Raw genomic sequence first — 12,700 nt, forward strand, 5'->3', positions numbered from 1 at the left:
CTCACACCTACGCTGGATCCGACCGATCCCCCCTCGAGAATCGAGACCACCATGAGTGCACCCGCCTCATCGCAGGACCACGATGCGATCGAAGAGGTCCTCCAGCCGATCCCGGAGTCGCACCGGACGCGCAAGCTCTCCGGGCAGTTCTGGATCTGGGCCGGCGCGAACGTCGCCCCCATCAACTGGATCCTCGGCGCCCTCGGCATCCAGCTCGGCCTGGGCCTGGCCGACACCCTCATCGTCCTGGTCGCCGGCAACGTGATCGGCATGCTCGGCTTCGGCTTCTTCGTCCTGCTCGGCCAGCGCACCGGCGCCACCGGCATGCTGCTCGCCCGCGGCGCCTTCGGCCGCCGCGGCGCCTACCTCCCCGCGGCCATCCAGGCGACGATCGCCATCGGCTGGTCCGCCGTCAACACGTGGGTCATCCTGGACCTGATCATGGCCATGTTCGGCACGATCGGCTGGGTGGACCCCACCCAGCCCAACATGGCCTGGAAGATCGGCACGGCCGCCGTGATCATGGCGATCCAGGTCGCCATCTGCTACCGCGGCTACGGTGCCATCTCCAAGTTCGAGCGGCTGACCATGCCCCCGACCATCCTCGTGCTGGTCGCGATGTCCGTGGTCGCCTGGACCCAGCTGGACATCGACTGGTCCTACGTCGGCCCGCCGGGCGCCGTGCTGGAGGGCATGCCGCGCATCGCCGCCATGTCCTCGATCATGACCGCCATCGGCATCGGCTGGGGCATCGGCTGGTTCACCTACGCGCCGGACTACTCCCGGTTCGTCTCCCGCTCCGTCCCGCCAGTGAAGCTCTACCTCGTCAGCGTGCTCGGCCAGTTCATCCCCGTCGTCTGGCTCGGCGTCCTGGGCGCCAGCCTCGCCACCCGCAACGGCAGCGCCGACCCCGGCGAGCTGATCGTCTCCAGCTTCGGCGTCCTGGCGGTCCCCGTGATCCTGCTGGTCATCCACGGCCCGATCGCCACGAACATCATCAACCTGTACACCTTCGGCGTGGCCGTGCAGGCGCTGGACATCAACGTCTCCCGCAAGAAGATCTCCATCATCGTGGGCTGCCTGTCCATGTCCGCCGTCATCGCGTTCCTCTTCGCCTCGGACTTCGCCCACCTGCTCCACAACTGGATCATCGCCATCGCCGCCTGGGTGGCGACGTGGGGCGGCATCATGGCCGTGCACTACTTCGTCTTCGAACGCCGTCACCGGGACTTCTCCTACCTGTTCCACGCTCCGCGGAACACCATGCTCAAGGCCGTCAACCCGGCCGCGATGATCGCCTTCGCCGGCGGGATCGTCATGACGTGGATGTGCATGTACGGCTCCTTCCCGGCCCTGCAGGGCCCCATCGCCACCGCCGTCGGGGGGATCGACTTCTCCTGGCTGGCCGGCACGGTGACCGCCGCGGGCCTGTATTTCGTCCTCGGGCTGCGGAGGTTCCGCGACCGGATCGACGCCGGTGTCCCGCTGGGCCTGAAGCCCACGGTCAGCGACGAGGAGGCCGCCCTGCGCCAGGCGGTGGACGGCCCCCTCGAGGACGCCCCCGCGGTGCCGGCTGCCCCCGCCGCGCTCGCCGCGGAGGCACCCCTGGTGGCCGTGGCCGACGCCGGCCCGGGCGCCGGCGCGGGCGGCGCCCCGGGGGTCGAGGACCAGGCCGCGCCCTCCCGCGCGACCACCCCCCTCCCCTGACCCCCATCCCCCCACCACCTCGCGGGCCGGTGCGCCCGGGACCCCACGTCCCGGCCGCACCGGCCCGCCGCACGTCTCCGCCATCTCCCGCCCGCGCCTCGACCACGACCCTTGACTGTGACGACAATCACTGCGACGATCGGTGCAACTTAGTTGCCTTCAATGCAACAGCGGCAGGGAATCGCCGCCGCGCCAGCCACCATCCCCCGGCACCGCGCCGGGCCGATCAAGGGGCCTCCATGCCACACCGTTCCCATCCCCCCACGGACCTCACCACGGACACGACCCCCCGCACCGAGGAGCCGGCACCGCCGGCGCCCGGACCCGACGGGAGCTCCCCGGCCACGGGAGCCGAGCGCACCGTGGACCTCCCCCGCTTCCGGGGACGGCTCATCCCCCAGCTGGACCGGGTCATCATCATGGTCCTGCCGCCCGTGCTGATCATCGCCGCCGTCGCCGCGGTGACCGCGAACCCGGAGGGGACCGCGGGCCTGATCAACCGCCTGCGCACCTTCGTGACCGGCGGCTTCACCTGGTGGTTCGTGCTGTACTCGCTCGTCGCCGTGGTCGTCTGCCTGTGGCTGTGCTTCAGCCGGCTCGGCCGCATCCGCCTCGGCGGCCCCCAGGCCCGGCCCGAGCACAGCAAGTTCGCGTGGTACTCCATGCTCTTCGCCTGCGGCCAGGGCATCGGCCTGATCTTCTGGTCCCTCGCCGAGCCGATCATGCTGCGCGAGGAGACCCCCGTCATCCCCACCGGGGCCAATCCCGGCGAGGGCGGACTGGTCTGGACCTACTTCCACTGGGGCCTGACGGCCTGGGCCATGTACTGCGTCGTCGCCATCTGCCTCGCCTACTCCCACCACAACCTGGGCAAGACGCTCACGTTCCGGGAGGCGACCGTGGACCTGCTGCCGGCCCGCGCCCAGCGCCCGGCCGGCGTCGTGATCGAGCTGCTGGCCATCATCGCCACCGTGCTGGGCTTGGCCACCTCCTTCGGCTTCGCGGCCATGCAGTTCTCCTCCGGCGCCACGAACATCCTGCCGCTCGAGGCCGGCCCCGGCGTGTGGGCCATCGTCATCGTGGCCCTGGGCGGCCTCACCGCCGTCTCGGCGTTCCTGGGCGTCAACAAGGGCATGAAGCGGGTCAGCGAGCTGAACTCGATCCTCAGCATCGTCCTCGTGGTCGGCGTGTTCGCCCTCGGCCCCACCGTCTACATCCTGTCCAACATGTCCCAGACCTTCGGCTCCTTCATCGCCCACTTCGTGCCGATGAGCTTCTGGACCGGCGCCGAGACCACGGGTGCCCCGCTGGCCCAGTGGCAGGACAGCTGGAACGGCTGGTGGACCGTGTTCATCTGGTGCTGGGTCATCGCCTTCTCGCCCTTCGTGGCCGGCTTCATCGCCCGGATCTCCCGTGGCCGCACCATCCGCGAGTTCGTGCTCGGCGTGACGATCATCCCCTCCCTCATCGTCATGGTGTGGGTCGCCGTCATCGGCTCGGCCGGCATCCACTACGACAACGAGTCCGGGCAGATCTCCGCCGACGTCGCCGAGGACACCTCCACGGCGCTGTTCTCCATGCTCGAGATGGTCCCGTGGATCGGCACGCTGCTGGTGATCGTGGCGACCGTCCTGGTGGCCACCTACTACGTCACGAGCCTGGACTCCGGGACCTACGCCCTGGCCGAGTTCGTCTCCGCCCCCAAGAAGTCCGGGCCCTGGTTCCGCGTGGTGCTGGTGGCCAGCATTGCCACGGTCGCCCTCGTGCTGCTGTCCATCGGCGGCGTGAACGCCGTGGACACGGTCCAGACCGGCACGATCATCGGCGGGTTCCCGTTCTCCTTCGTGATCATCCTGATGATCATCAACCTCGTCCGCCGCCTGAAGGCCCGGGACGCCGAGACGCGCCGGCTCGAGAAGGAGATCAACGACCCGGAGCCGCGGCCCGAGGACGCGTTCTGCGACGAGCACGGCATCCCCCAGGTGGACCCGCGGCGCGGCGTGGGCCCCGGCACGCTCGTCCCCCCGCAGGACCTGGACACCCACCCCCGCGGCCGCACCGCCGCCCGCCCCGCCCGAGAGGACACCACCCCATGAGCACCCCCCAGACCACCGCCGCCCCGGGCCCCTCCACCGCCGGGGAGGAGGTGCGGCTGGCCCACCTCGACGCCCACGCCTACCGGGACTGGGCGGCCTCCGGGGAGGCCACCGTCATCATCCCGGCCGGGGCGTTCGAGCAGCACGGCCCGCACCTGCCGCTGGGCACGGACGCGATCCTGTCCACCGCGATCGCCGAGGCCATGGCCCGGCGGATCGGGGCCAAGGTGGCCGAGCCGTTCACCTACGGGTACAAGTCGCAGCAGAAGTCCGGCGGCGGCAACCACCTGGCCGGCACCATCAGCCTGGACGCCACGGCGGTGATCGCCATGACCCGCTGCCTCGTGGCCGGGTTCCTGTCCCAGGGCATCCGGAACGTGGTGATCCTCAACGGCCACTACGAGAACTACCAGTTCCTCTACGAGGGCGTGGACCTGGCCCTGGCCGACCTCGGCATCGGCCCGGGCGACGACCAGTGCGCCCTGCTGCTGTCCTACTGGGACTTCGTCACGGACGAGACGCTCGCCACCGTCTACCCGCAGGGCTTCCCCGGCTGGGCGATCGAGCACGGCGGGGTCCTGGAGACCTCGCTGCTGCTGCACCTGCGCCCGGAGCTCGTGGCGATGGACCGCGCCGTGAGCCACCCGCCGGCCGAGCCCCCGCGGTTCGACCGCCTGCCCGTCGTGCCGGGCCGGACCCCGGCCACGGGCTGCCTGTCCGCCCCGGACGGCTCCGACGCCGCCAAGGGCCGCCTGCTGTTCGAGCAGGTGGTGGCCGACCTCGCGGCCGACGTCGCCGGGGAGCTGGGCGCCGCCGTCGGGCCCGCGGGGAACGCCTCGCGGGCCACCTCGGCAGGCCCCTCCGCGGCCGCCGTCGGGGCGGGCGCGAACATGCCCGTTTCCGCCTCTTGACGAAACGTGAAACACATCACACACTGAATGCAACCCAGTTGCATCGAATGCAACGCGACCGCCGGGATGGCCGCCGCACGGGACCCCGAACCGCCGCTCCGCGGCAACAGAACACCAGCCTCCAGAGGAGACAACCATGACGACCATCCCCGCCAACTCCGTCGCCGAGCTCGAGCGCCTGAAGACCCTCCACAACGGCGAGAAGCAGCAGCTGACCTTCTCGGACGCCGAGTTCGAGCGCCGCCTGGCCGGCCTGCGCCAGATCATGGCCGCCAAGGGCCTGGACGCGGTCATCCTGACCAGCTACCACGGCATCAAGTACTACTCGGACTTCCTCTACACCACCTTCGGCCGCAACTACGGCCTGGTCGTGACCCAGGACCAGTCCGTCACCGTCACTGCCAACATCGACGCGGGCATGCCGTGGCGCACCAGCTACGGCGACAACATCGTCTACACCGACTGGCAGCGCGACAACTTCTACTTCGGCCTGCAGGAGGCCCTGCGCCGCGCCGGCGTCTCGGCGAAGCGCATCGGCGTGGAGGACGACGCCCTGCCGCTGATGGTGCGCCAGCGCATCCAGGACGCCTTCCCGGGCGCCGAGCTCACCGACGTCTCCCAGGACGCCATGCGCCAGCGCATGATCAAGTCCGCCGAGGAGATCGAGGTCATCAAGCACGGTGCGCGCATCGGCGACCTGGGCGGCGAGGCCATCAAGGCCGCCATCCGCGAGGGCATCACCGAGTACGAGGTCGCCCTCATCGGCACCGAGGCCATGGTCCACGAGATCGCCCGCACCTTCCCGCACCGCGAGGTCCGCGACACCTGGGTGTGGTTCCAGTCCGGCATCAACACCGACGGCGCCCACAACTGGGCCACCACCCGCAAGCTGCAGCGCGGGGACATCCTGTCCCTGAACTGCTTCCCGATGACCTCCGGCTACTACACCGCCCTGGAGCGCACCCTGTTCCTCGGCCAGCCGGACGAGGAGAGCCTGCGCCTGTGGAACATCAACGTCGAGGTGCACCGCCGCGGCCTGGAGCTCATCAAGCCGGGCGCGGTCTGCAAGGACATCGCCGCCGAGCTCAACGAGATCTACATCGGCTACGGCCTGCTGCCCAACCGCACCTTCGGCTACGGCCACTCCTTCGGCGTCCTCTCGCACTACTACGGCCGCGAGGCCGGCCTGGAGCTGCGCGAGGACATCGACACCGTGCTCGAGCCGGGCATGGTCGTCTCCATGGAGCCGATGATCACCGTCGCCGACGGCCTGCCGGGCGCGGGCGGCTACCGTGAGCACGACATCCTGGTGGTCGGCGAGGACGGTGCCGAGAACATCACCAAGTTCGGCTTCGGCCCGGAGAACAACATCATCGACGCCTGATCCACGGGCGCACGACCCTACCGAGGGGGTGGACGGACCGGCTCCCCGCCGGACCGCCCACCCCCTCGCCGTCCACCCCCTCCGGGCGCCCCGCCGGGCGTCCGGACCCACCGGGCGCCACGCCCCACGACCGAGGAGCACCATGACCCCCACGTCCGAGAACGGCGCCGAGAACGGCGCCCGCGGAGCCTCCGTGATCGTCAACGTCCTGCAGGTGATCCGGTGCTTCACGGTCGAGGAGCCGCTGCAGGGCGTCACCGAGATCGCCGCGCGGGTGGGGCTGCACAAGTCCAGCGTCTCCCGCATCCTTGCCACGCTGGAGGAGGAACACGTGGTGGAGCGGGACGAGGCCTCCCGCAAGTACCGCCTGGGGCTCGGGCTGATCGCCGTCGCCGGCCCCCTGCTGGCGAACCTCGACGTGCGCCGCGTGGCCATGGACGACCTCCAGGCGCTGGCGGAGCGCACCGGAGAGACGGCGGCGCTGGCCATCTGGGACGGCGAGGCGGCCGTGACGGTCGAGCAGATCCCCAGCCGCCAGCAGGTCAAGCACACCTCCGTGCTGGGCAGCCGGTACGCCACCGCCCTCAGCGCGAGCGTCCAGGCCTTCCTCGCCGCCGAGGACGACGAGCGCGTGCGCGCGCTCCTGGGCTCCGGCCGCATCCAGCTCGGGGACGGCTGCGGCCCGGAGGACTACCTCGCGCTACTGGCGGACGTCCGCCGCAACGGGTACGCCGTCAACCGCGGGCGGACGGCCCCCGACGAGGTGGGCGTCGCCGCCCCCGTCCACGACCATCGCGGCTGCGTGGTCGGCGCCGTGCTCGTCGCCGCCCCCGCCTACCGGGTCACCGACGAGCTGGTCCCCCGGTACGCCGAGGACTGCCGCCGCGCCGCGCGGCGGATCTCGGCGCGGCTCGGGGCGGTCGTGCCGGCCTAGCGAGGGGACCGCTCCCCCGGCGCCGCCCCGCCCCCGGGCCCGGCCCCCGGAGTCCCCGCCGGCTCAGTCCCGCGCCGACTCCGCGATCGCCCGGGCCACCGAGGCCAGGTGCTCCCGCATCGCCCGGGCCGCCGCCTCGGGGTCCCGCGCGCACACGGCCTCGATGATCGCCAGGTGCTCGGGCAACGACGTCTGGGACCGCCCCGGCCGGGCGGAGAGCCGGTACTGGAAGCGCACCGCCTGCGCCCGCAGCCGGTCGATCGTCGCGGCCGCCGTGCGCTGGTCCGCCAGCCCGATCACCGCGCCGTGCAGGTCCTTGTTGCCCTGCGCGTAGGCGGCCTGGTCGCCCTCGCGCACGGCGTCCTCCATCCGGCGGCCGATCCCGCGCAGCCGCTCGGCCTGCTCGTCGGTGACCCGCTCGGCCGCCCGGGCGGCGCACAGGGCCTCGACGGCGGCGCGCACCTCCACGATCTCCAGGGCCTCCTCGAGGGGCACGGACCGCACGCGGGCGCCCCGGTTCTGGATGCGCTCCACGAGCCCCTCCACGGTGAGCTCGCCCAGCGCGGTGCGCACGTGGCCCCGGCTGGCCCCGTAGGCCTCGGCCAGGTCCGCCTCCACGAGCCGCTGGTTCGGCACCAGCTCCCCGGCGAAGATCGCCTCGCGGATGCGCGTGGCCACCTCCGCGGCGCTCGCCCCGGTCCGGGATCGGGTTCCGGCTGCCACTGGCGCCTCCTGGACTCGTCGGTCATGATGGACTCGATTGTCAGCAATATTGTCACAGATACGCCGCGGCGGAGCCCCTCCGCCCCGACGGCCCGCCGTCCGGTCCGCCGGAGAGGGAGGACGCGTCATGGCCCCCGAGAGCCCCCGGGCAGGGACCGACCACGCCGGGACCACCCCGCCCGGCGCCACTGCCCCGGAGTCGGGCATCCGCTGCATGCTGATGCGCGGCGGGACCTCCAAGGGACTGTACGTCCTGGCCGAGGACCTGCCGGCGGACCCCCGCGAGCGCGACGCCCTGCTGCTGCGCCTCATGGGCTCCCCGGACCCGCGCCAGGTCGACGGCCTCGGCGGGGCACACCCGCTGACCAGCAAGGTCGCGGTGGTCTCCGCCCGGCCCGACGGCGGCGTGGACTACCTCTTCCTCCAGGTCGCGGTGGACGAGGCGCTCGTGACGGACCGGCAGAACTGCGGCAACATCCTCGCCGGGGTGGGCCCCTTCGCGATCGAGCGCGGCCTGGTGCCCGCCGCGGAGGGGACGACGACGGTGCGCATCCACATGGTCAACACCGGATCCGAGGCGATCGCCACGGTCTCCACCCCCGGCGGCCGGGTCACCTACGCCGGCGAGGCGGAGATCGCCGGGGTGCCCGGCACCGCGGCGCCGGTGGTCCTGGACCACCGGGACACCGCCGGTTCCAGCTGCGGCGCCCTGTTCCCCACCGGCCACCGCGTCGACACCCTCGCCGGGGTGGAGGTGACGTGCGTGGACAACGGGATGCCCGTCGTCGTGGTGGAGGCCGCCGCGCTGGGCGTGGACGGCACCGAGGACCCGGCCGCGCTGGAGGCCGACGCCCAGCTGTGCGCCGCGGTCGAGGCGGTGCGGCTGGAGGCCGGCCGGGCCATGGGACTGGGCGACGTCGCGGACGCCACGGTGCCCAAGGTCTGCCTCGTCTCCCCCGCCCGCCACGGCGGCACGTTCGGCACCCGCTGCTTCATCCCGCGGCGCGTCCACGAGGCGATCGGCGTCTTCGCCGCGGCCTCGGCGGCGGTCGCGTGGGCCGTGCCCGGCACGGTCGTGGCCGGGATGCCGGGGGACCACGGCACGGAGCAGCTCCGGGTGGAGCATCCCACGGGGCACACGGACCTCGTGGTCTCGGTGGATCCTGCCGGGGCGCCCGACGGCGGCCCGCAGGTCCTCGTCACCGGCACCGTCCGCACGGCGCGCAAGCTGATGGACGGCGTGGCGTTCGCCTGACCGGAAGGCCCGGCGGGCCGGTTGGGCCGGGCCGAGCCGGTAGACTGGCACGGCCCTCGCGCCCCCTGCCAGTACTGGAGACAGCCATGACCACGCCCCTCCCGGTCAAGCCGAGCCGCCGCCGGCGGACCGCCGCGGCCGGCCCGCGACCGCGACTGCGGATGTCCCTCTACGGGTTCCTGGTGGCCTGGCTCGCGCCGAACCTCGTGATGGCCGCCCTCGTGGTGGTCCTGAGCCTCGTCCCCGCACTGCAGGCCTACGGCTCGCTCACCCCGCTCATCAGCATCGTCGGGCTCGCGGGCATGGTCATCGGCCTGCCGCTGTGCCTGCTCGTGAACAGGCTCTTCCGCCACCGCCTCAACCAGTGGGTGCACGTCCTGGGCTACGCCCTCGTCGGCATGCTCTACGGGCTGGCCGTGCTGTTCACCGGCGTCGGGGGCCTGCTGCCGATGCTCATCCCGGTCGTCGGCTTCCCCGCCGCCATCCTCATGGCCCTGGGCCGCACCCTGGCCCGCCCGCTCGTGACGGTCGTCCGCCCCGGGGACGAGGGCGCCTCCCCCGCCGGGGCCTGAGCCGCCCGCCCTGCCGGGGCGCCGACGTCGGGCCCGCCCGGCCGCGCCCGGCGGCGCCGAGGCCTACCATGGTGGGCATGCCCACGACTGACCAGTACGACGTGCACGCCCCCGCCCTCGCCCTGACGATCGCCGGGTCGGAGGCCACCGGCGGCGCCGGGGCCCAGGCCGACCTGAAGACCTTCCAGGAGCTCGGCGCCTTCGGCATGGTGGCCCTGACCTGCATCGTGTCCTTCGACCCGCAGGACGACTGGAACCACCGCTTCGTCCCCGTGGACCAGGACGTGATCGCCCACCAGCTGGAGGCCATCCAGGCCAACTACGCCGGGCAGTTGCGCACCACCAAGCTCGGCATGATGGGCTCCCCGAGCACCATCGCCACCGTGGCCACCGCCCTGCGCAGCCAGGACTGGGACCACGTGGTCCTGGACCCGGTGCTGATCTGCAAGGGACAGGAGCCCGGCCACGCCCTGGACACCGACGAGGCGCTCAAGGCGGAGCTGTTGCCGCTGGCCACCTTCACCACCCCGAACCACTTCGAGTCGGAGCAGCTCGCCGGGATGGCCATCGAGACGGTCGAGGACCTGCAGGAGGCGGCCCGCCGCATCCACGAGGCCTCGGGTGCCGCCGTGCTGGCCAAGGGCGGCGTGCGCATCGCCGGGCCGGACGCCGTGGACGTCTACTACGACGGCGAGACCCTCGAGGTCCTGTCCACGCCCAAGATCGGCGAGCACGCCGTGTCCGGGGCCGGCTGCTCGCTCGCGGCCGCCGTGACCGCCGAGCTGGCCAAGGGGGCCACGCCCCTCGAGGCCGCCCGCCGGGCCAAGGAGTTCGTCACGGAGGGCATCCGGCAGCGCGTCGCTGGCAACACCCCCTTCGACGCCCTGTGGCAGGGCGGCCTGCGCCGCCCCTGACCCCCGCGAGGGCCGGCGTGAGGCCGCGCACACGCGGAATACCGGCACCCCCGCCGCGGGTTGTGCCCGGTGTGAAGATCGAGATTTTCTCTGACGTGGCGTGCCCGTGGTGCTACATCGGCAAGCGGCGGTTCGAGACGGCCCTGGCCGCCTTCGAGCACCGCGACGAGGTCGAGGTGGAGTGGAAGAGCTTCCAGCTGGACCCCACCCTGCCGGAGCACGACGACCGGCGCGAGGTCGACTACCTCGCCGAGGTCAAGGGCCTGCCGCGCGAGCAGGTGACGCAGATGCTCGCGCACGTCGGCGAGCAGGCCCGCGGCGAGGGGCTGTCCTACGACTTCGAGAACCTCGTGGTCGCCAACTCCTGGCGGGCGCACCGGCTGGTCCAGCGCGCCAAGGCCGTGTCCCCCGAGGCCGCCGCGGCGCTCGAGGAGGAGCTGTTCCGCGCGCACTTCGAGCAGGGCCTGGACATCGGCGACGAGCAGGTCCTCGCCCGCCTCGGCACCGCGGCCGGGCTGACGGACGAGCAGGTCCGCGAGGCGTTCACGGACGCGCAGTGGGAGGCCGCGGTCAAGCAGGACCTCGCCGCGGCGCGGGCGCTCGGCGTCAGCGGCGTGCCGTTCTTCGTCCTCGACCGCAGGTACGGCATCTCCGGGGCACAGCCGGCCGAGCTCTTCGCCCAGGCCCTCGAGCAGGCCTGGGCCGAGTCCCGCCCGCTGCAGATGGTGCGGCCCGCGGGTGCCGGCACCGGTCCCGACGGCGACGCCGGGCCCACCGGGCAGGCCTGCGGCCCCGAGGGCTGCGACTGATCCCCCCGCGGGCCCGGCGCGGCCCGGCGCTCAGCCGCGGTGCCGGAAGTCCAGCCCGAGGCGGCGGGCCGAGAGGAACCGCCCCGCCAGCAGGGCGCCGAGGAGCGCGGCCGCCCCGGTCATGGTCCAGGACAGGTGCCATCCGCCGGCGGCCGTGGCGATGGCCGCGATGATGATGGGGCCCACGAAGTTCGCCCCGTTGTAGATCTGCACCATCAGGCCCATGACGGCGGCCGGGGAGCCGTCGGCGGGGGCGATGTCCACGGCGATGCGGTTCAGGCTCGCCGGGATCAGCGCGCCGACGCCGGAGAACAGGCCCACGGCGAGGACCTGCACGGCCAGCCCGCCCGGGACCGCGGACCAGTCCGGGGCGAAGGTGATCACGGAGGTCACGCCCATGGCCACGAGGCCGGTGAGGATCAGCGGCCGCATCGGCACCCCGCGCTGGTGCAGCCGTCCGGTGAGGATGTTGCCCACCCCGTTGAGGCCGCCGACGACGGCCGTCACGATCCCGGGCCAGAGGCCGCCCACGCCCGCCTCGTCGAAGATCGTGGGCAGGAAGCCGATGACCGACCCCCACTGCAGGGTGTAGCAGGCGAACACCAGCCCGGCGATCCACGGCGTCGGCGTCCGGACCGTGGCACCCACGCGCCGCAACGCCCCGCGGAGGTCGGCGCCGTGGGCGGCCGGGGGCGGGGACACGAAGAGCACGACCAGCGGGATCGTGCCGGCCGTGACCACGGCCATGGCGATCCACCACGCCTGCCAGCTCACGGCGGTGAGCAGGAGCGTGGAGGCGAGCACGGCCAGGAACGTGGCCAGTCCCTGGAAGCCGCCCCACCAGCCCATCGCGATGTTCACGCGCGCCGGCTGCGTCGTCACCCGGATCAGCGGGGGTGCCACCACCGTGGCCATGAGGAAGCCGACGCCCTCGAGGGCGCGGGTGGCCATGAGGACGCCGGTGGTCTCGGCGAAGGCCCCGGACAGCGAGCCGAGGGTCAGCAGGGACAGCCCCACGAGCAGCGTGCGCCGCAGGCCGATCACCTCGGAGAACAGGGAGACCGCGAGCCCCAGGAGCATGGAGCCCACCTGGACGATGCCGAGCAGCACCCCGGACTCGATGAGCGTCATGCCGAGGTCCCGCTGGATGAACTCGAGGGCCTCCGGGACCTTCCAGATGTGCATGGCCGCGGCCACGCCCGCCATGACGATGGGGATCCAGGAGGAGCGCGTCCGCGGCGGCAGGCCGACGGACGCGCGGGACGGGGCGCTCATTCCAGCCACTGTAGTACCGGCCTGCCGGGCCCTCGCCTTCCTGCCGCGGGCCGCGAGTGTGGTGGTAGGGCGCCGTGCACCGGGTGCCGTTAAACACCTGAGAGGCGGTGGCTTGGCCAC

At 72.7% G+C, this 12,700-nt stretch carries 11 protein-coding genes; 9 read left to right on the plus strand and 2 right to left on the minus strand.

Going from position 1 to position 12,700, the window contains the following annotated elements; genetic code table 11:
* The first annotated feature begins 51 nt into the window (after positions 1-51).
* The 5 genes from E7744_RS12820 (at position 52) to E7744_RS12840 (ending at position 7,032) form a co-directional block, all read left to right on the plus strand.
* Positions 52-1,707 (plus strand): cytosine permease, encoded by a 1,656-nt coding sequence (locus E7744_RS12820; RefSeq protein WP_137774444.1) that lies wholly within the window; start codon positions 52-54, stop codon positions 1,705-1,707.
* Positions 1,708-1,946: 239 nt separating this feature from the next.
* Positions 1,947-3,803 (plus strand): BCCT family transporter, encoded by a 1,857-nt coding sequence (locus E7744_RS12825; protein ID WP_137774445.1) that lies wholly within the window; start codon positions 1,947-1,949, stop codon positions 3,801-3,803.
* The gene (locus tag E7744_RS12830; RefSeq protein ID WP_137774446.1) at positions 3,800-4,714 is read left to right on the plus strand and encodes a creatininase; all 915 of its coding nucleotides are present in this window, start codon (positions 3,800-3,802) and stop codon (positions 4,712-4,714) included. Before E7744_RS12825 ends, E7744_RS12830 begins: the two co-directional genes overlap by 4 nt.
* 136 nt (positions 4,715-4,850) lie before the next feature.
* Complete coding sequence (locus tag E7744_RS12835) at positions 4,851-6,098, plus strand: M24 family metallopeptidase (RefSeq protein WP_137774447.1); 1,248 nt, start codon at positions 4,851-4,853, stop codon at positions 6,096-6,098.
* Between the two features lie 142 nt (positions 6,099-6,240).
* Positions 6,241-7,032 carry an IclR family transcriptional regulator gene (locus tag E7744_RS12840; RefSeq protein ID WP_137774448.1) on the plus strand — a complete coding sequence of 264 codons (792 nt, stop codon included), beginning with the start codon at positions 6,241-6,243 and terminating at the stop codon, positions 7,030-7,032.
* A gap of 63 nt (positions 7,033-7,095) precedes the next feature.
* Here the strand turns inward: E7744_RS12840 and E7744_RS12845 are convergent, their stop codons facing one another.
* Complete coding sequence (locus E7744_RS12845) at positions 7,096-7,755, minus strand: GntR family transcriptional regulator (protein ID WP_246858450.1); 660 nt, start codon at positions 7,753-7,755, stop codon at positions 7,096-7,098.
* Between the two features lie 127 nt (positions 7,756-7,882).
* On the opposite strand from E7744_RS12845, the gene E7744_RS12850 reads away from it, so the two are divergent.
* From E7744_RS12850 to E7744_RS12865, 4 genes are all read left to right on the plus strand, one after another.
* Positions 7,883-9,010: a 4-oxalomesaconate tautomerase gene (locus E7744_RS12850; protein WP_137774449.1), complete on the plus strand. Its 1,128-nt coding sequence runs from the start codon at positions 7,883-7,885 to the stop codon at positions 9,008-9,010.
* An 86-nt stretch (positions 9,011-9,096) separates the two neighbouring features.
* Positions 9,097-9,582: a hypothetical protein gene (locus tag E7744_RS12855; protein ID WP_137774450.1), complete on the plus strand. Its 486-nt coding sequence runs from the start codon at positions 9,097-9,099 to the stop codon at positions 9,580-9,582.
* A gap of 77 nt (positions 9,583-9,659) precedes the next feature.
* Positions 9,660-10,496 carry a hydroxymethylpyrimidine/phosphomethylpyrimidine kinase gene (locus E7744_RS12860; protein ID WP_371415350.1) on the plus strand — a complete coding sequence of 279 codons (837 nt, stop codon included), beginning with the start codon at positions 9,660-9,662 and terminating at the stop codon, positions 10,494-10,496.
* Positions 10,497-10,567: 71 nt separating this feature from the next.
* The gene (locus E7744_RS12865) at positions 10,568-11,305 is read left to right on the plus strand and encodes a DsbA family protein (RefSeq protein WP_137774452.1); all 738 of its coding nucleotides are present in this window, start codon (positions 10,568-10,570) and stop codon (positions 11,303-11,305) included.
* A 30-nt stretch (positions 11,306-11,335) separates the two neighbouring features.
* On the opposite strand, the gene E7744_RS12870 is transcribed toward E7744_RS12865, so the two are convergent.
* Positions 11,336-12,580, minus strand: a complete 1,245-nt coding sequence (locus E7744_RS12870; RefSeq protein WP_137774453.1) for a CynX/NimT family MFS transporter — start codon at positions 12,578-12,580, stop codon at positions 11,336-11,338.
* Positions 12,581-12,700 lie beyond the last annotated feature (120 nt).

The sequence above is a fragment of the Citricoccus sp. SGAir0253 genome (assembly GCF_005877055.1).
GTDB lineage: Bacteria > Actinomycetota > Actinomycetes > Actinomycetales > Micrococcaceae > Citricoccus.